The 18362-nt window shown below is 39.2% G+C and carries 17 protein-coding genes; 11 read left to right on the top strand and 6 right to left on the bottom strand.

Annotated elements, in window-relative coordinates; all coding sequences use genetic code 11:
* Position 1: 1 nt before the first annotated feature.
* Positions 2-436, bottom strand: coding sequence for a Fur family transcriptional regulator (locus THC_RS05050; RefSeq protein WP_068514245.1), 435 nt, complete (start codon positions 434-436; stop codon positions 2-4).
* 675 nt (positions 437-1111) lie between these two features.
* Between THC_RS05050 and THC_RS05055 the strand changes: the two genes are divergently transcribed.
* From THC_RS05055 to THC_RS05095, 10 genes are all read left to right on the top strand, one after another.
* Complete coding sequence (locus tag THC_RS05055; RefSeq protein WP_068514248.1) at positions 1112-1408, top strand: lipopolysaccharide assembly protein LapA domain-containing protein; 297 nt, start codon at positions 1112-1114, stop codon at positions 1406-1408.
* Entirely contained in the window at positions 1383-2444 is a 1062-nt protein-coding gene (locus THC_RS05060) for a serine hydrolase domain-containing protein (RefSeq protein ID WP_068514251.1), read from the top strand. Before THC_RS05055 ends, THC_RS05060 begins: the two co-directional genes overlap by 26 nt.
* Before the next feature lie 114 nt (positions 2445-2558).
* Positions 2559-4106 carry a PD-(D/E)XK nuclease domain-containing ATP-binding protein gene (locus THC_RS05065; protein WP_068514254.1) on the top strand — a complete coding sequence of 516 codons (1548 nt, stop codon included), beginning with the start codon at positions 2559-2561 and terminating at the stop codon, positions 4104-4106.
* Positions 4107-4149: 43 nt separating this feature from the next.
* Positions 4150-5442, top strand: a complete 1293-nt coding sequence (locus tag THC_RS05070) for a TrpB-like pyridoxal phosphate-dependent enzyme (protein WP_068514257.1) — start codon at positions 4150-4152, stop codon at positions 5440-5442.
* A gap of 359 nt (positions 5443-5801) precedes the next feature.
* On the top strand, positions 5802-7520 hold the full coding sequence (locus THC_RS05075; RefSeq protein WP_068514262.1) for a phosphoglucose isomerase-related protein: 1719 nt from the start codon (positions 5802-5804) through the stop codon (positions 7518-7520).
* Between the two features lie 15 nt (positions 7521-7535).
* Positions 7536-7667, top strand: a complete 132-nt coding sequence (locus THC_RS09700) for a hypothetical protein (RefSeq protein ID WP_269447031.1) — start codon at positions 7536-7538, stop codon at positions 7665-7667.
* An 87-nt stretch (positions 7668-7754) separates the two neighbouring features.
* Positions 7755-8732, top strand: coding sequence for a porphobilinogen synthase (gene hemB / locus THC_RS05080; protein ID WP_193392856.1), 978 nt, complete (start codon positions 7755-7757; stop codon positions 8730-8732).
* Positions 8733-8735: 3 nt separating this feature from the next.
* On the top strand, positions 8736-9494 hold the full coding sequence (locus THC_RS05085) for a septal ring lytic transglycosylase RlpA family protein (protein WP_068514266.1): 759 nt from the start codon (positions 8736-8738) through the stop codon (positions 9492-9494).
* Position 9495: 1 nt separating this feature from the next.
* Entirely contained in the window at positions 9496-10197 is a 702-nt protein-coding gene (gene rnc, locus THC_RS05090; RefSeq protein WP_148638825.1) for a ribonuclease III, read from the top strand.
* Complete coding sequence (locus THC_RS05095; protein WP_068514274.1) at positions 10194-10919, top strand: DUF72 domain-containing protein; 726 nt, start codon at positions 10194-10196, stop codon at positions 10917-10919. Before rnc ends, THC_RS05095 begins: the two co-directional genes overlap by 4 nt.
* 7 nt (positions 10920-10926) lie before the next feature.
* Here the strand turns inward: THC_RS05095 and THC_RS05100 are convergent, their stop codons facing one another.
* From THC_RS05100 to ffh, 5 genes are read right to left on the bottom strand one after another with little or no spacing between them, the layout of a single operon-like run.
* Entirely contained in the window at positions 10927-12078 is a 1152-nt protein-coding gene (locus tag THC_RS05100) for a response regulator (protein WP_068514276.1), read from the bottom strand.
* Positions 12054-12710: a molybdenum cofactor guanylyltransferase gene (gene mobA, locus THC_RS05105; RefSeq protein ID WP_068514280.1), complete on the bottom strand. Its 657-nt coding sequence runs from the start codon at positions 12708-12710 to the stop codon at positions 12054-12056. The genes THC_RS05100 and mobA overlap by 25 nt, the downstream gene beginning before the upstream one ends.
* Complete coding sequence (locus THC_RS05110; protein ID WP_068514283.1) at positions 12707-15673, bottom strand: AAA family ATPase; 2967 nt, start codon at positions 15671-15673, stop codon at positions 12707-12709. Before THC_RS05110 ends, mobA begins: the two co-directional genes overlap by 4 nt.
* Positions 15674-15683: 10 nt before the next feature.
* Positions 15684-16145, bottom strand: coding sequence for an SsrA-binding protein SmpB (smpB, locus tag THC_RS05115; RefSeq protein ID WP_068514285.1), 462 nt, complete (start codon positions 16143-16145; stop codon positions 15684-15686).
* Between the two features lie 5 nt (positions 16146-16150).
* The gene (gene ffh / locus THC_RS05120; protein ID WP_068514290.1) at positions 16151-17476 is read right to left on the bottom strand and encodes a signal recognition particle protein; all 1326 of its coding nucleotides are present in this window, start codon (positions 17474-17476) and stop codon (positions 16151-16153) included.
* 465 nt (positions 17477-17941) lie between these two features.
* On the opposite strand from ffh, the gene THC_RS05125 reads away from it, so the two are divergent.
* The gene (locus tag THC_RS05125) at positions 17942-18352 is read left to right on the top strand and encodes an RrF2 family transcriptional regulator (protein WP_068514292.1); all 411 of its coding nucleotides are present in this window, start codon (positions 17942-17944) and stop codon (positions 18350-18352) included.
* Positions 18353-18362 lie beyond the last annotated feature (10 nt).

Raw genomic sequence — 18362 nt, forward strand, 5'->3', positions numbered from 1 at the left:
TTTATTTTACCTCCCGGCAATTAGGACAGATCCCAAAAATTTCTAAATGATAGGTAAGAAGTTTATATCCTCTAAAGTCTTCGTGTTCTTTAATAAGCTTATTTAATCTTTCATCTACAACCTCTTCAACCTTGGCACACCTTATGCAAATAAAGTGAAGATGGGGCATTTTGTTAAGGGTGACCTCGTAGTGGGAGTGGCCTCCCTGTTTGTAAACCTCTTGAATATAACCTGCTTCAATAAGCAGGGGAAGAGTTCTATAAATGGAGGCCTTAGATATTTTGCTATTTTTATTTTTAAGGCGTAGATGTAGACCCTCTACATCAAAGTGATCTTTCAGAGAAAGTATCTCTCTTAAAATTTCCTCTCTTTCAGGAGTATATTTTAATCCCTTTTGCCGGATAAATTTTCTGAATTCTTCAATAAAGGTCTCCATAGAGCCCTCACAGATTTTTTGAAATTTATTCTCAATTTTAAAATAAATTCTTTTCTAAGATTGTCAAGAACCAGTATGCGTCCATATCTTTTGAGGCTCTATAGGATTTTTTACTATTTTATTTTTTACCTCTTTCCCCTTTTCTACCCTTTCTTTTTCTTGTAAGGATATGCACTTATACAAAAGTCCAGATCTTTACTGCATACACAGACAGGTTTTTTAGAAAGGGTAACTGTATTTGCGATAAGGTTATCTATCAAAAGGTCTGTGAATTTGGTATTGACTATTCCCAGGGCTATTATTTTCACTCTCCTCTTTCCCCTCCAGAATTGAAAAAGTACTTAAATCAGATTGAGTTTTTATTTCCCTTTTATTAGCCCCGCATCATCCCTTTTTCCAAAGATTTTTTTAATACTTTATAATAATTTTTTCTGAGCCTTTTAGTTATCTTATAATCCTTTTCACAGGGGGTGCATGAGTTTGTATCCTTACAATAAAAAGAAAGATTTGAAAAAGGAAAGAAGTAAGAGGTGAGAGGTAGTAGAAAAAATCCTCTTGAGTCTTAAAAGATAGGGACGCATACAACAAGTTGATTGATTCCAAGGCATATATTAAAATGATGGGAAATTGAAAAAATAGTTTTATAAAAGCGTTTTTTTTTGAAAGGGGGAAAGGATGTTAAGAATTATTCTCTGGATAATTTTGGTTTTGGGGCTTACTCTCTTTGTGGTTTTTAATGTGGAGCCTAAAGTCACCGTGCATCTTTTACCAGGAGTTTCTCTTGAAGGGATGCCTCTTGCTTTAGTGATTATGGTAAGCTTTCTTCTTGGGCTTCTTTTTGGGCTTTTAATCCTTTTTCCTCAGATTATTCGAGCAAGGCTCAGGGAAAATCAACTGACAAAGGAGTTGCAAGGTCTCAAAACAGTAAAGCCTGAGGATAAAGAGAATGCCAAAGATAGTCCCAATTCTTGAACTTCTTAAGGAGGGAGTTAAAAAAGGGGTCTTCCCGGGTGCTGTTTCAGGAATTTTTTATCAGGGAAGAACCTATGTAATTGCAGGAGGCTATGCCTCCCTTACTCCTTTTCTTGAACCTGTAGAAGAGGCATTTCTTTATGATCTTGCTTCCCTAACCAAACCTCTGGGGTTAGGCTTAACCTTAATTTATCATCTTAATAAAAAGCCCCTTCTTGATCTTGAAAAACCTTTAAGGACTTATCTTGAGGTTGAGCCTCCCCTTGGAGAGGTGCCTCTTTTTCGTTTTCTCAATCATACTTCTGGACTTTCAGCCTGGCATCCCTTTTATAAAGAAAAACCTCTAACTCTTGAAAAGATCTTTCAGCATATAAAGGAAAGGCCTCTTGAATACGAACCCGGGAAGCGCTGTCTTTATTCGGATCTAAATTTTTTCCTCTTTACCTATCTTCTTGAAAGAATTTATGGAAAATCCATTGAGGAATTATTTGAAGAGGCCAAGGCAAAGATTCCCTTTTCAAGAAAAGCTGTTCTTACTTTTAAGCCCCTTTTAAAGGGAATTGATGAAGAAAGAATCGTTCCAACCTCAATTGATCCTGAGACCAAAAAGATCTTGAGAGGGATTGTTGAGGATGAAAATACAAGAGCCCTATCTGGAGTTAGTGGGGTTGCCGGGCTTTTTGGAAATATTTACGGGGTTCTGGAACTCTTAATTGAGCTTCTTAAGACTTATAGAGGAGAAAAAAGTTTTCTTAATTCGGAACTTATAAAATATTTTTTTGAATTTGAGGATCCCCTTTCAGATTTTGCCTTAATTTTTATGAGGCCTTCAAAAGAGGGTTATTCAGCGGCAGGAGAAGCTCTTTCAGAAAAAACCATCGGGCATCTTGGATACACAGGTTGTTCTTTTTTTATTGATCTTGAAAGAGATTTAATTATTGTGCTTTTAAGCAACAGGGTTCATCCTCAGAGAGGAAATGAAAAGATAAAGGATTTTCGGCCCATATTTCACAGGGTAGTAGTTGAAAATTTATAATCTACCTTATTGAGTATAGAAGATGCGGACACCATTAAAGGGATTGCATTAGTAGGAAATTGCATGAGAAAAAATTAACATTGATTTTGAAAAAAGAGGCCTTAAAATAAAGCTATGAAGAAAAACCTACCCATCGGGATTTCAAGCTTTGAAAAGATTAGAAGTGAACCCTATTATTATGTGGATAAAACTCCATTTGTGGCAAAACTCGTAGAAGAGGGAACTTACTATTTTCTCTCTCGCCCAAGGAGATTTGGAAAATCCCTTTTTGTGGACACCCTAAAACAGGCCTTCTTTGGAAGAAAAGAGCTTTTCCAAGGGCTCTATCTTGAAAAGAACTGGGACTGGAGTGTCAGGTATCCAGTTATTCATATTGATTTTGGGGGAAGAACCCTCAAAGGAGAGGAACATCTAATAACTTATATTCTTGAACAACTTGAGAAAAATCAGGAAACCCTTGGAGTCTCCTGTTCAGAAAAAGATCTTTATGATAGCTGTTTTGAGGAATTAATCCTTAAAAGTTATGAAAAATATAAACAAAAAGTAGTTGTGCTTGTGGATGAGTATGACAAACCGATCCTTGATTGCATTGAGGATAGAGAAGCGATAAAAAGAATAAGGGATATTCTTGTAAAATTTTATATTGTTTTAAAGCCTCTTGATAGGTATCTCAAATTTGTTCTTTTAACAGGGGTTTTAAAATTTTATATGTCTTCAATTTTCTCAGGCTTAAATTTCTTAAATGATATTACTTTAAGCAGAAAGTATTCAACTATTTGCGGATTTACTCAAGAAGAGCTTGAAGAGGTCTTTAAAGAAGAACTGCAAGATAAAGACTTAAAGCTTATTAAATGCTGGTATAATGGTTATTCCTGGCTTGGGGAACCCGTTTACAATCCCTTTGATGTGCTTCTTTACCTAAAAGAAAGACAAATTCAGCCTTACTGGTTTGAGACAGGGACTCCCAGTTTTCTTATTAAACTCCTTGTGGAAAAGAAATTTTATATCCCCCAGCTCTCAGAACTTATGGCTTCAGAGCGCCTCCTTGGAAGCTTTGATGTGGACTTTATTGAACCAGAAAACCTTCTCTTTCAAACAGGCTATCTCACCATAAAAGGAGTTGAAGAAATCCCATCGGGATACCTCTATTACCTGAGTTATCCCAATAAAGAGGTTAGAGTTTCCCTGAATAATTACATAGTGGATTATTTGACAAGGAAGGGGCCTGAGAGTGCAAGGCTTACCCTTAAATTAACCAGGGCATTGAGGGAGGGAAGGGTTTCCGCCTTTGGAGAGGTTTTAAAGGCCCTTTTTTCAGGGATTCCCTATGAGTGGTATAGAAGTAATGAGATAGCAGGTTATGAGGGGTATTATGCCAGTGTGGTTTATAGTTTTCTTGAAGGCGCAGGCTTTGAAGTAATCCCTGAGGATTATACAAGCCTTGGAAGGATTGATTTAACAATAATTTTTGAGGAGAGATGTTTTATAGTTGAGTTTAAGGTGGTTGAGATGGAAGGGGAGAGTCCTAAGGCTATAGAGAAACTTAAGGAAAAAGGATATCATCAAAAATATCCTGGACGCTTTAAGGAGATATATCTTATTGGGTTTGATTTTAGTAAAGAAAAGAAGACTCTCTCAAATTTTGATTGGATAAAGCTTTGAAATCTTGAAAATTTGGCCTGTCCGCACAGGCAGGGAGGGAAAAATGAAAGTAATTTTATCTACTGAAGAACTTCCAAGAAAATGGCTGAATCTTGCTCCCTATCTTCCAGAACCCTTAGAACCACCACTTGATCCTCAAACCAAGGAACCAGTCTCTCCTGAGAAGCTGCTTGCTATTTTTCCCGAATCCATTGTGGAACAGGAGGTCACTCAGGAGGAATGGCTTGAGATCCCCGAAGATGTCCTAAAGGTCTATTCCCTTTACAGGCCAACTCCTTTGATCAGGGCAGAAAATCTTGAAAAATACCTTGAAACCCCTGCTAAAATCTTTTATAAATATGAAGGGGTTTCTCCTCCAGGAAGCCACAAGCCCAATACCGCTATACCCCAGGCCTATTACAACAAAATCTCAGGGATTAAAAGGCTTACCACTGAGACAGGGGCTGGGCAGTGGGGAAGCTCTCTTGCCTTTGCTACTCAGTTTTTTGGGCTTGAATGCGAGGTCTATATGGTAAGAGCAAGTTTCAAACAGAAGCCCTATCGAAGAATCCTTATGGAGCTCTGGGGAGCAAGTGTCTCCCCTTCCCCTTCAGATAAAACAGAGTCAGGAAAAAAATTTCTTGCTATAGATCCAGAGCATCCTGGAAGCCTTGGAATAGCCATTTCTGAGGCTATAGAAAGGGCAGTCACCTCAAAGGACACCAAGTATGCCCTTGGAAGTGTGCTCAATCATGTTCTTCATCATCAGACGGTGATCGGTCTTGAAGCTGAGCTACAGATGAAGAAGCTGGGGCTTTATCCCGATTATGTGGTAGGGTGTGTAGGAGGTGGATCAAACTTTGCAGGGCTTGCCTTTCCCTTTTTGAAGCACAAAATCACAGGGGAAAAGACCCATACGGAGTTTCTGGCTGTTGAGCCTGAGTCTTGTCCAACTCTTACAAAAGGGGAGTATCGTTACGATTACGGAGACACCGTAGGGCTTACCCCCTTAATCAAAATGTATACCCTTGGAGCTGATTTTGTGCCGCCCCCTATCCATGCAGGAGGACTGAGGTATCACGGAGATGCCCCTCTTCTCTGTGCCTTCTATCACCATGGTTTTATCAAAGCCAAAGCCTATTCCCAGGGAGAGGTCTTTTCAGCAGGGGTTCTCTTTGCCAAAACAGAGGGAATTGTTCCAGCCCCTGAATCAACCCATGCCATAAAGGCAGTCATTGACCTTGCCCTTGAATGTAAGAAAAATAAAGAGGAAAAGATCATTCTCTTTAATCTTTCAGGGCATGGATATTTTGATCTTTCTGCTTATGATGCCTATTTAAAAGGAGAAATAAAATAAGGTTTTTTTGCGTAGCTTCAGATGCTTACAAGAAAAAGGAAGAGTGGTAAGAGGTGAGAGGTGAGAAGTGAGAGGTGGGAGTAGGGGAAGCCCTTGTATGTCTGCCCTGTGTAGGGGTTTAAAATTTTAAAACCTTGTAAGGGTTCAAAATCTTGAACTCCTACATTGATGCCAAAAACATATAACAGGCAAACATATAGGTTTGTCCCTACAAAATACAGGTTTATTTTCCTTGAACTGAAGCAGCAGAAAAAACCCCCTTTAAATTTCAAAAGATATGGACGCATACATTAGTTTGACGCTTTGCAGGCTTTGTGCTAAAATATTTTCAAGACCGGCAATGTAAAAGGAGTTTTTTTATGCGTGCTGATATTCCAAAAGTAGTTAAGGTCTATGGTGATTTTGGTATCATTAAAAGACCCTCCAAGCTTTCAGAAGAAGAAAAGGAAAAGATACTTCAAAGGCTTTTTCAGAAGGATGCAGAGCTTTTTACTCTTGATCCTGATGTTAAGAAGAAGATTCAGGAACGCTTAGATTGGGTAGAGGGCTATAAATATATTGAGCCCAAGCTTAAGGAGCTTAAGACCTTAGCTGAAGAGATAAGAAGGGAGTATCAGTTTGTCCTTTGGTGCGGGATGGGAGGCTCAGGTCTTTTTCCCTTGGTAATATCTCAGATTTTTACACCAGCTGAAGGCTTTCCTGAGCTCAAAGTCCTTGACACCAATGACCCCTTTCATATTCAAGAAGCTGAAAGGCTACCCCTTGAGAAGACCCTTTTTGTTATTGTCTCAAAATCAGGAACCACTCTTGAGACCCTTTCTCACTTCAAATACTTCTGGGAAAAGGTTAAGGCCAATAATTCCGAGCCGGGGAAACAGTTTATAGCCCTTACTGATCCGGGCTCCCCTCTTGAAGGGTTAGCCCTTGAAAGAGGTTTTAGGAAGATTGTGCATCATCCCCCCTATGTAGGAGGGAGATATGCAGCCCTGACAGAGATAGGCTTTTTAGCCTCTGCTCTTATGGGGCTTGATTTAGCTAAGGCCCTACATTATGCCAAAGAAATGTATTCTGCTTGTGAACCAGGTATTCCCTGGAATTATAATCTCGCCACCACCTTAGCTGAATTTATTACTGAATCTTACATCCTTGGACAGGATAAGCTAACCTTTATTGTGGACCCCCTTTTAAAACCCTTTGCCCTCTGGTTGGAACAGCTGATAGCAGAAAGTCTTGGGAAAAATTATGCAGGGCTCATACCTGTTGTAGGAGAATCCCCGGGGGCATCAACTGTTTATTCTTCGGATAGATGTTTTATTTATCTTACTTTAAGGGGTAGAGAGAGGCTCTATCATCGCCTGATTTCAGATCTTAAGGAAGGGGGCTTTCGGATCAAGCAGATTGTTCTTGAGGATAGATATGAAGTCTTTGGTGAGGCCTATAGGTTCATGCTGGCAACAGCCCTAACAGGTTACTTTATCGGTGTTAACCCCTTTGATGAACCCGATGTTGTGCTCTCCAAGACAAAAACCAGGGAACTTCTTGAAAAATTTAAAAAGGAGGGAGATTTTGGCTTAGAGCTTTATGTAGATAGTGACACAGGCCTTGGTTTTTATTATGAGAAGACTCTTTCCGTTGAGTATCCAAAGCTTTCAGCCCTTTTTAAAAAGTTCTTTTCTGATTTTGCCCCCTGGATTTATGTTGGGTTCTTAGCCTATCTTTCCTATGATCCAGAGATAGAGGATATTATCCGAGATATAAGAACCTTTGTCCGGGAAAAGAAAAATTGTGCCACCCTTTTTGGTTATGGCCCGAGATATTTGCATTCAACAGGGCAACTTTTTAAAGGTGGTCCTCCTCTTGCTCGTTTCATTATTTTTACTCGCCGGGGGCGGATTGATTCTCAGATCATTCCTGAAGAGGGATATACTTTTTGGGATCAGCAGTTTGCCCAGGCTTATGGGGACTTTCGCGCCCTTGTTGAAAGGGAAAAACCTGTCCTTTTGATCCATCTTTTTAATGATCCTAAAGAGGATCTAAGGCTTGTTTTTGAACTTATTAAAAAAGCCTTAACCTTTTAAAGGAGAAAATATGGTATGGTAAAAATGTTAGCCATGGCAAATCACCTCGGAATTACTAATCCTTCTATTAAATTTTTGATGGGAATAGAATTAAAGTTGTCCCTTACTCCAACCGCCCGTGTGGTGATGGCTTTTAAGCCCAGGTGAAATGGAGTTCTTGTCCCTCTTTTTTAAAATTAAGCAAAGGAGACATGCTTATATTATAAACAAAAAAATTGCAGGAGGTTAAAGAATATGATGTTTCCTGAATACCGGGCCAGAAGACTCAGAAAAAACGAATTTGTTAGATCTTTGGTTAGAGAGACCAATCTTTCAGTGAATGACTTTATTTATCCCCTGTTCATTGTGGAAGGCAAAAACATAAAGGAAGAAATAAAATCCATGCCCGGAATTTTTCGCTTTTCCTTAGACCAGGTGTTGGATGAAGTAAAGACCTCCCTTGACCTTGGGCTTAAAGCCTTCTTACTCTTTGGAATTCCTGCCAAAAAGGATGAAGCAGGAACTTCAGCCTTTGCCAAGGAAGGTATCATCCAGAGAGCGGTTAAGACCTTAAAGGATAAATTTCCACAGGCAGTTATAATAACGGATGTCTGTATGTGTGAATATACCTCTCATGGACACTGCGGTATACTTAGGGGCGGGGAGGTTGACAATGACCTTACACTTGAACAATTAGCCCGTATTGCTGTCTCCCATGCTAAGGCTGGAGCGGACTGGGTGGCTCCTTCTGATATGATGGATGGAAGGGTAGCCCGAATTCGTGAGGCCTTAGATGAGGCAGGCTTTACAGAGGTTGCCATTATGAGTTATGCTGTGAAATATTGCAGTTCCTTTTACGGGCCCTTTAGAGAAGCAGCTGAATCAGCCCCTCAATTCGGGGATAGACGCTCCTATCAGATGGATCCTCCCAATGCCAGGGAAGCCATGCGCGAGGCTTTAATGGATGTTGAAGAAGGTGCCGATATAATAATGGTAAAGCCTGCTATGCCCTATTTAGATATTATAAGAATGCTTAGAGAAAATTTGCATCATCCCATTGCCGCCTATCAGGTAAGTGGAGAGTATTCCATGCTTAGGGCAGCTGGGAAACTCGGATATCTTGATGAAGAAAGAGTAATGTGGGAGAGCTTGATTAGTATTAAAAGGGCAGGGGCTGACTTAATTATCAGCTATTTTGCTAAGAGGGTAGCTGAGCTTTTGCAGAGGGCCTAAGGAGTGAGGTTCCTCCTCTTACTTCTTAGCTTAATTCTTGTTTCCTGTGCAAGACCTCCAAGACAGCCTTCTCCACCACCTCAAATAATTGCACCAGAAGAGTCAAGTAAATATCTTCCTGGTTGGATGCGTCCTTATACTATTAATGGAAAGACCTATTATCCTCTTCCGAAGGCAGAGGGCTATGAAGAAGTCTGTCTTGCCTCCTGGTATGGCCCTGGTTTTCACGGGCGTCAAACCTCAGGGGGGGAGATTTATAATATGTATGAATATACCGCAGCTCATAAACTCTTGCCCCTTGGAACTTATGTCCTTGTAACCAACCTTGAAAATGGCAGAGAGCTTGTGGTGCGAATTAATGACCGAGGGCCCTTTGTGGAGGATAGATGTATTGATTTAAGTTTTGCCTCAGCTAAGGAACTTGGTCTCCACGGAAAGGGTCTTGCCCGGGTAAAAATTGTAGCCCTTTCAGAAGGAGAACTTATAAACTCAAAAGTTGTCTATAAAGATATACCGAATTTCAGATTTAACGAATTTTATCTTCAGGTAGGGGCTTTCAAAAACTATGCTAATGCCTTGAAATATAAACTCGAACTTGAACAGGAATTTGAGCAGGTCTCCATTGAGCCCTATCAGCATCCAGAAAAGGGACTTTTTTACAGGGTCCAGATCTTTCTTTCCAAGGATTTATACAAGGCCCAGGAGCAGGCTTTAATTCTTAAAAAAGACCGCTTTAGGACCGCCTTTTTAGTTGCAAAATAAGATGGAAGAGCACTTTCAGGAACTTGAAAATGCCTTAGGGATCAATTTCAAAAATAAAGAGCTCCTTAAAATAGCCTTAACCCATAGTTCTTATCGTATAAGCCATAAACATGAAGACCTTGAAGATAATGAAAGACTTGAATTTGTTGGAGATGCCCTTTTAAATCTATGTATATCCCTACTTCTTTACGAGAAATTCCCTAAGGATAGAGAGGGAGACCTTACGAAAAAAAGGGCCTATTTAGTCTGTAAAGAGCGTTTGATAAAGGTAGCTGAGTCTTTGAGGTTACCTGAGTTTTTGCTTACAGGACGCAGGGAAAAAACTCTTGATCTCAAAAGCAGGCTAAATATGGCAGGCAGGGCAGTTGAGGCACTGATTGGGGCTATTTTTTTGGATCAGGGTCTTGAAAAGGCCTGTAAAGTGGTGCATAAACTTTTTGCTCCCTATTTTAAAACCTTAAAATTGAAGCCCCTTGTTGATGCCAAAAGCAGACTCCAAGAATATTTACAAAAGGAAAAGGGGATAATTCCTGTCTATGAAGTTCTTGAGATTACAGGGCCTGCACATAAACCGGAGATTGAGGTTGTAGTAAAGGTGGAAGATATGGTTTTGGCAAAAGCTAAAGGAACCTCCCGGAAAGAGGCTGAGAACCTTGCAGCTAAAAAGGCCCTTACTAAATTGAAAAAGCAAAGCAAAGCATGAAGTGCTATGTGGGGACTTCAGGCTGGAGTTATTACTCCTTTAAGGGGATCTTTTATCCTGAAGAATTGAAACCCAAAGAATGGCTTAAGTTTTACAGTCAACATTTTAAAACAGTTGAAATAAATGCTACCTTTTACCGAACTCCTCGGCCCCAAACCTTTAAAAAATGGTATCATGAGACACCAGCAGATTTTATCTTCACTATAAAGGCCCCTAAGGTTATCACCCATATTAAAAGACTCAAAGAGGTTGCAGAGGAACTAAAGGTCTTTTTAAAGAGTATTGCTCATCTCGGAGAAAAGGCAAAAGTCTTACTTTTTCAATTACCCCCCTCTTTAAAATATGAAAGAGGGCTTATAGAGCAGTTTTTAGAGCTTTTATCAGAGGATTATAGGTCTGTTATTGAGATACGCAATGCAAGCTTTCATAATGAGGAATTTGCAGACTTACTCAGGAAGAAGGGAGTTGCTCTATGTTTCTCTGATTGTGGAGGACGATACCCTTCTTGGTATGAAGTTATAACTGCAGATTTCCTATATCTGAGACTCCACGGCTCCCCCGAGCTATATGTTTCTAATTATACAGATGAAGAACTTAAAAGCCTTGCAAAGCTTGTGAAATCTTATCAGGTAAAAGAGGCCTATGTTTATTTTGATAATACCGCTCTGGGTTATGCAGTATTAAATGCTCAGACCTTTTTGAAATTTTTTGAAAATTCTTAAAAAGATTTTAAGTCCTTATTTTCTGGGTAAGTTTAAAGAGGTGAGGAATTTCCTCCTCATCTCTAAAGAGTTCCCGAATGGAGAGAATTTCATCCTTTATTTTGAAAAAGATCTCCACAAGCTGAGGGTCAAAGTGGGCACCCTTTCCACGCTTTATAATTTCAAAGGCCTCATTTATAGTCATAGCCTTACGATAGGGCCTATCTGTAGTTAAGGCATCAAAGACATCCGCAATGGCTGTAATTCTGGCCAGAAGGGGAATCCTTTCTCCTTTAAGTCCCTCAGGATAACCAGTCCCATCCCATTTTTCATGATGATATCTGGCAATTTTTTCAGCAGCTTTTAAATATCTTATCTTTGAGCCTGCCAAAATCTCCGCTCCAATAATAGAATGCATCTTCATAATTTCCCATTCAGAGGGAGTAAGAGCCCCGGGTTTTAAGAGAATCGCATCAGGAATACCAAGCTTACCTATATCATGAAGAGGAGAGGCGTAGCGAAGAACATCTAAGGCCTCATTCTCTAACCCGAGATGAGCCCCTATAGCCACACTATAATGGGCAATTCTCTGGATATGATAGCCTGTGTGCTCATCTCTGTATTCAGCTGCCTTGGCTAATCGGTAAATAGTCTCAAGAGAGAGCTCTTTAATCTCTTCAAAGGCAAGTTTCAGATCAAGATTGGCCCTTAAAAGATCGGCAGTCTTTTTTTCCACTTCCTCTTCCAGTCTTTTTTGATAGTCTTTCAAAAAATCATGGTAGAGCTTAACCTTTGAAAGAGACTTGATTCTTGCTTGAAGTTCAGGTAGCATAAAGGGTTTAGCAAGGAAATCGTCTGCTCCAGCAAGCAAACCTTTGACCCTTGTGTCAAGGTCATTAACTCCTGTAATCAATATAACTCCTGTATCCATTAAATCAGGGTTATTTTTAATAAACCTGCAAAGGTTTATCCCATCCATCTCTGGCATAAGATAATCGGTAAGCACTATATCTGGCTCAAAAGATGAAACCTTTTCTAAAGCTTCTTTTCCATTTTCAGCTGTTTCTACTTGATATCCCTCAGCAAGAAGGATTTCATATATAGAATCCCTGATACCAGGGTCATCATCCACTACCAGAATCTTAATGATACGCTCTAAGTCTTTTTCTGGAAAAAACATGTCTCTATCTTGGTAAGCTCCTCAAGGTCATTAATATTGAGGAAACATTTTCCTTTAGGGTCTATTTTATGCCAAAAAACAGAGGTTGCAAGCAACCCTTTTCCTTGCAGAATAGATAAAAAGGCCTTAAAGCTTTTCCTTGGAGAAAGAGTTAAAAAAGATTTTAGTTCCGAGAGAAGAATAGTATTGTAAGCCCCTGGAAGTGGCTCAAGCTCCTCTTCTTTTTCAAATACAAGGGCAGGGGTTTTTATTTTTTCAGTTTCTTCCAAAAGATATCTTAAAAGGTCTATTTTTATAAGGGGCTGGTCAACAGCAGAAACCAGAAGTAAAGCTTCAACATCAATATAATTAAAGGCTGCATAGAGACCACTTAGTGGACCAAGATTTTTAAAATTTTTATCATCAAAAATAAATTCTAATTTTTTTGTGCCTCCCAAATATTTTTCAAGGGAATCCTTTAAAACCTCTTTTTGTTCTTTTGATTCCACTGAGATTAAAATTGGAATATTCAGTTGAAGATAGGGGTTAAGAGCCCAATAAAGAAGAGGTTTTCCAGCAAGGAGTTTTAAAGGTTTATTTCCACCGATTCTTTTGCCCTTTCCACCAGCAAGAATTAACCCGAACTTCTTCAAAGATTTCTCCTCATTTTAATGGAGCTTCCGCCCTCTGGATTTTTGATTACCTCAAGGACAAGGGGAAAACGCTCCTTGAGTTCCTTTAAATGGGAGATAACCCCTATGATTTTTCCTGTTCTCTGGGAGAGATTAAGTAAACTCTGAACGACCCTGTCTAAGGTTTGTTCATCTAAGGAACCAAAGCCTTCATCAATGAGTAGGGTCTCAAGAGGTCCTTTTTTGGAAAGGGTTAGCAGAACATCAGATGAACCAAGGGCAAAGGAAAGAGCTGCTAAAAAGGATTCTCCCCCTGAGAGAGTCTTTACCTCACGCTTTGAACCAGTATAGGTGTCAAAGACCTCAAGAATAAACCTTTTAGTAAAGATATCTCCCTCAACAAAGCGATATCTTCCAAAGGTAAAATCAGAAAAATAGGTGTTAGCCTTTTTGAGAATAAGACTTAAAAACCGCGAGAGAACAAAGGAGTGAAAGGAAATGTTGGTATTTTTTCCGGAAAGAAGAAGGCTTAGTTTTTCAAGATAGGGATACTCCTCTTCCAGAACCCTTTTTTCCTTTAATATCTCTCCATAAGACTTTAGATAATTTTCAGACTGATGAAGAAGCTCCTCCACCTTTCCAAGATTTCTCTCCCTTTCCACCTTTTCTTTTTCTATTTTAAGCTTTTCCTGATTCAATTTGGTTAGTTCTATAGTAAGTTGCTTTAAGGTTTCTGGATTTAAAGTTAGATTATTTTTAGAGGCCTCTTCTTTTAGCTCCCTGAGGGCCAAGGTGAGTCTGTGTCTATCCCTTTCAAAATCAAAAAGATATTTCTCATAGTGGGGAAGATTTTTAATTTCCTGAAGGCCCTTTTTTATTTCAGAAAAATTTTTAAAAAGTCTCCCTTTTATCAAGGAGACTAATTCCTTAGCAAAAGCCTTTAGTTCTTGCAGACGCTCTTTAATCTCTCTCTTAAGGTTTTCATAATTGGCCATATGGGTGTGAAGGACCCTTTCAAGTTTTAAATGGGTTGCCTGAAGTTTTTTAGAGTTCTCTTCAAAGAGTTTGATTTCTTCAGTAATTCTTTTAATCTCCTCTTTAAGTTTTTCTTCATCTTGAGAATCCTTTAAAAAGCCCTTTAAGGCCTTAATCTCTCCTTCCAGGGATGCCCTTTTTTCCGAGACCTGGAGAAGTCTATTTTGAAGCTCTTTTTTTTGTCTTTCCAAACCTTCAAGCAGAAGTTTAAGCTCTTTTTCTTTTTTTTCATACTGAGTAAGTTCTTTAAAAGAAAACTTTTTCTGAACAAGTTCCCCATAAGATTTTTCCAGAGCCAAAAGACTTTCCTTTATTTCTTCTTCCTTTTCTTGAACCATATTTTGGAGGAAAGAAAGCTCTCCTTCAAGGTGAGAGGCCTCTTTTTTAGTATTTTCAATTTCTGCCTCAACTTTTTCTAAATTTTTCTGAAGGTGCTCAATCTGAGGCAAAAAGAGGTCCCTTTGGGGTTTAGCAGGATGGACAAGGGATCCACAGACCGGACAGGGCTCTCCTTCTCTCAGGTTTTGAGATAGAATTATGGCAAGGTGCTTCATTTTTAAGTGCTCAAGCTCTTTCTGCAGGTAGTGCCTCTGCCTTTCAAGTTCTTTGAGTTTTTCTTTAAGCTTTAGAAGGTTTTGATTTTTTTCATAAAAGGCCCTTAAATAAGATAGCTTTTCTTTTTTTTCCGCCAGAGCTCTTGAGATTTCAAGTAAATTTTTTAGCTCCTCCCTCTCCTTTTGGATTAATTCAAGCTTCTTTTGTAAAACTTCTCCTGAGGATTCTACAGATTCCAATTCATTTTTCGTATTCAGGTATATTCTTTCAAGTTCTCTAAGATTCTCCTCATAAAGCCTTGCCTTTTGTAAGGTTTGCAAGGCCTCTTCCTTTTTCAAAAGCTCCTCTCTTTTGATTTTAATGTGAGCTTCCCTTTCAGAAAGTTCGTTTAACCTTTGAGAGTTCTCTTTTAAGGCGATATTGAGTTTTTCAATAGAGGTCTTTTCCTTCTGCAAGGCAAGATGTCTTTCTTTGATAAGGATTTTATTTCGCTCTAAGGCCTCCAAATATGGAGCTTTCCCTCGTAGGGATTTTAATTTTTCAACCTTTTCCTTTAAGGCCTCTATCTCAGGAAGTTTTGTGGATAGTTCCTTTAATTCTTTCTCAAGAGAGAGTCCTTTTTGAAGAAGCTCAAGGGCTTGCTCCTTTTTTTTAATGTCTTCCTCGCAATGTTTTAATCCCTGGGTAAGTTTTTTTAATTCCCTTTGAATAAGCTCATTCTGATTTGAGAGGTATTTAAGCTTTTCAACAAGTTCTTCAGGTCTGGACACCTCGGCAAGTTTCATAAGCTCAGCCTCTCTCTCCTTAAGAAGAGTGAGCTTTTCTTTTAAGGCCTTAGCCTGTTCTTTAAAAAATTCCTCAAGTCTTGATAGGGTCTCTGTATCAAAGAGTTTTTCAAAGAGGGCCTTTCTTTCTTTAGGATCAGAAAGGAGTATCTCTCGGTATTCTCCCTGAGGGATTAAAAAGACCTTCTTGAATTGTTTTCCATCCAGGCCAAAGAGCTCACGAATCTTTTCTGAGACCTCACCTGCCTTTTGAGAATATAGTTTATTTCCAATCCAGAGGGAAACTGTGCCTGTTTGTCTCTCATAAGGGGGTCTGCGCAAAACCCTGTAAATCTTTCCCTGATAGAGAAAATTGAAAGTTACCTCTGGGACAATTTGAGGGTATCTTTTAAGCAGATGGGAGATAAGATCCTTAGGTGTGCGCTCAGGAAAGGAAGCCTCTCCAAAGATAGCAAAAAGGATGGCATCAAAGAGGGTGGTCTTTCCAGAGCCTATCTCCCCTGAGATAAGAAAAAGTCTCTCTTTGTGGATCAGATAAAAGATATTTTCGTCAAGGACTGTTTTTAAATAGGGGCCAAAGCCCTGAATTGAGAGATAAAGAGGGCGCATAAATGAGGTCTTACTTTATTTTTCCCTTGTATTTTCGTCTGATTTCCCGATCAAGTTCCCGGCGTTTAATGTCTTCCCGGCGATCAAAGACCTTTTTACCCTTAGCTAAGCCTAATTCTACTTTAGCAAGACCTCTTTCATTAAAATAAACCTTGAGAGGCACAAGGGTATAACCTTTTTCCTGAACCTTTCCGGAGAGGCGTTTTATCTCCCTTTTGTGCATAAGGAGTTTTCTTGTGCGAGTAGGGTCAAGGTTTTTCGCCTCAAGACTGTGAGGATAGGGACTTATATGAAAGTTATAGAGAAAGAGCTCTCCATTGAGAATTCTTGCAAAACTATCCGAGAGATTGGCTCTACCTTCGCGCAGGGATTTGACTTCACACCCTAAGAGTTGAATACCTGCTTCATAAGTTTCCTCTATATCATAAAGATGATGGGCCTTGCGATTGGTACAGACGATTTTCTGGGGCATAAAGCTTACACCCCCATAAAACGCCTAAGGAAGCCATGCATTTTTCCCGGGCTTTTGAATTGTTTCATTAAGGTCTTCATTTCTTCAAAGCTTTTAAGAAGTTTATTTACATCCTGAACTGTGGTTCCAGAGCCTTTGGCAATTCTGCGTTTTCTGCTGGCATTAATGATGTGAGGATTGCGTCTTTCCTGAGGGGTCATAGAATTAATGATAGCCTCCATCTTATGGATCTCCTTCTCATTGATAGGGAGATTGTCAATTTTCTTTCCTAACCCGGGTAGAAAACTCAAAATATCTTTTATGGACCCAAGTTTTTTCATTTGCTGAAGCTGTTCTCTTAAGTCTTCAAGATCAAATTGAAGTTTTTTAAGTTTTTTTTCAAGCTCGCGCGCCTTTTTAATATCAAAGGCCTCCTGAGCCTTTTCCACCAGGGTCAAAATATCCCCCATTCCAAGGATTCTTGATGCAAGTCTTTCAGGGTGAAAGACTTCAAGGGCATCTAATTTCTCTCCAATGCCCAGAAATTTTATAGGACAGCCAGTGACCTCTTTAATAGAAAAGGCTGCTCCTCCACGGGCATCTCCCTCTACCTTGGTAAGAATAATTCCTGTAAGGCCTACTCTTTCCTGAAAGGTTTGGGCTACATTCACCGCATCTTGCCCCATCATAGCGTCAGCTACTAAGAGAACCTCTTGAGGTTTTAAAAAATCTTTAATAGCCTTGAGTTCCTCCATAAGGGCTTCATCAATATGTAATCTTCCAGCGGTATCCACAATCAAGACATCTCTGCCTGAGTCTTTTGCAATTTTTAAGGCCCGCTCAGCAATTTCAAGAGCCTTTTCCTGAGGGGTAGCTGAAACAAAGGGCAGCTCAATCTTTTCAGAAAGGATGCGTAACTGGTCAATGGCAGCAGGTCTGTAAATATCTGTTGAGCAAAGTAAAGGATTGTGTCCCTTTTTTTTAAGATATTTAGCAAGTTTGGCAGCTGTAGTAGTTTTACCTGAGCCTTGAAGCCCTGCTAAAAGAATAACGGAAGGTTTTCCAGTAAGATTTAAGCCTGAGGCCTTGCCTCCGAGGGTCTCAACCAGTTCGTCATAGACAATCTTGACCATCTGTTGAAAGGGGGTAAGACTCTCAAGAACCTCAGAGGAAAGGGCCCTGTTTTCCACTCTTTGCAGAAAATCCTTGACTACTTTGTAATTAACATCCGCCTCAAGGAGAGCAAGCCTTATTTCCCGTAAGCCCTTTTTAATATCTTCTGCACTAAGTTTGCCCCTATCCTTAAAGCCTGATAAAGCCTTTTCTAATCTTTCCGTTAAGTTTTCAAACACAAGCTCCCACCTCTTTAATGATTTAGATTATAAAGTAGCACAAACCTTTTTAGAATTCAAGCGGGATATCTCCTAATGCCTCCTTTAATTTTTTGAAGGAATTTATTTTACCTCCCCCTACTTTTTATTGTCAATTTTTTCCCCGGAAATAATCCCCTTTTTTTCTCTAAATATGCTCTCTCGAGCATTTTCTAATACCTCCTTATCTTTCTGTAAAGCTCCTTTACCTTCCCACCCACTTTTTCCTTTGAAATAAGTTTTACGAAAGAACTAAGCTTGTAAATTCAAGAGGGGCGAAATAGATATTTTTATCGTGAAGGTTCAAGAGAGGAGCTAAGATTTTTTATATGAGGCAACGATAAAATTTTGAATAGATTTTTAATGAGGCAATTCGACATCTTCCAAAATAAAAATTAATTGTTAAAATTTAATTTTATAGGTAACTTTTGATTATAAGGAGGAGCTATGGAATTTGGAATACTTGAAGATTATGCTGTGAGGATGGTGCTTTTTCTTGCGCAGAATAATGGAAAAATCATCTCCCGAGGTGAGATAAGTGAGGCAATGGCGATACCTATAACGGTTCTTGCAAGAATTGGCCAGACCCTTGAAGCTGCTGGAATTGTGGAGATTCATAGAGGAAAAAGAGGAGGATATAAGCTGAGAAAACCCCCTGAAAAAATTACCCTTCTTGAGGTTCTTGAAAGTTTCATCGGGAAAATTGCTATAAATAAGTGTGTAGATAATCCTAATTTTTGCGTAAGAGAGGGAGTTTGTCCTGTAAATCGCATTTGGAAGGAGATAAATGAAAAGTTTAGAAATCTTTTAAGGGTTGATTTTAAGACCCTTCTTGAGATGGAGAAAACCTTAACTTAAAAGTAAAAAG

Source organism: Caldimicrobium thiodismutans (assembly GCF_001548275.1).
Classification (GTDB): Bacteria; Desulfobacterota; Thermodesulfobacteria; order Thermodesulfobacteriales; family Thermodesulfobacteriaceae; genus Caldimicrobium; species Caldimicrobium thiodismutans.

What these genes read in the sequence shown, in the direction of transcription:
- THC_RS05110 (WP_068514283.1), bottom strand. Translation starts at nt 15,673, where the DNA reads ATGCGCCCTCTTTATCTCTCAATTCAGGGCTTTGGCCCCTATTTAAAA.
- hemB (WP_193392856.1), top strand. Translation starts at nt 7,755, where the DNA reads ATGATGTTTCCTGAATACCGGGCCAGAAGACTCAGAAAAAACGAATTT.
- THC_RS05055 (WP_068514248.1), top strand. Translation starts at nt 1,112, where the DNA reads ATGTTAAGAATTATTCTCTGGATAATTTTGGTTTTGGGGCTTACTCTC.
- THC_RS05065 (WP_068514254.1), top strand. Translation starts at nt 2,559, where the DNA reads ATGAAGAAAAACCTACCCATCGGGATTTCAAGCTTTGAAAAGATTAGA.
- THC_RS05070 (WP_068514257.1), top strand. Translation starts at nt 4,150, where the DNA reads ATGAAAGTAATTTTATCTACTGAAGAACTTCCAAGAAAATGGCTGAAT.
- THC_RS05075 (WP_068514262.1), top strand. Translation starts at nt 5,802, where the DNA reads ATGCGTGCTGATATTCCAAAAGTAGTTAAGGTCTATGGTGATTTTGGT.
- THC_RS05095 (WP_068514274.1), top strand. Translation starts at nt 10,194, where the DNA reads ATGAAGTGCTATGTGGGGACTTCAGGCTGGAGTTATTACTCCTTTAAG.
- THC_RS05100 (WP_068514276.1), bottom strand. Translation starts at nt 12,078, where the DNA reads ATGTTTTTTCCAGAAAAAGACTTAGAGCGTATCATTAAGATTCTGGTA.
- THC_RS09700 (WP_269447031.1), top strand. Translation starts at nt 7,536, where the DNA reads ATGGTAAAAATGTTAGCCATGGCAAATCACCTCGGAATTACTAATCCT.
- THC_RS05125 (WP_068514292.1), top strand. Translation starts at nt 17,942, where the DNA reads ATGGAATTTGGAATACTTGAAGATTATGCTGTGAGGATGGTGCTTTTT.
- smpB (WP_068514285.1), bottom strand. Translation starts at nt 16,145, where the DNA reads ATGCCCCAGAAAATCGTCTGTACCAATCGCAAGGCCCATCATCTTTAT.
- THC_RS05050 (WP_068514245.1), bottom strand. Translation starts at nt 436, where the DNA reads ATGGAGACCTTTATTGAAGAATTCAGAAAATTTATCCGGCAAAAGGGA.
- THC_RS05060 (WP_068514251.1), top strand. Translation starts at nt 1,383, where the DNA reads ATGCCAAAGATAGTCCCAATTCTTGAACTTCTTAAGGAGGGAGTTAAA.
- rnc (WP_148638825.1), top strand. Translation starts at nt 9,496, where the DNA reads ATGGAAGAGCACTTTCAGGAACTTGAAAATGCCTTAGGGATCAATTTC.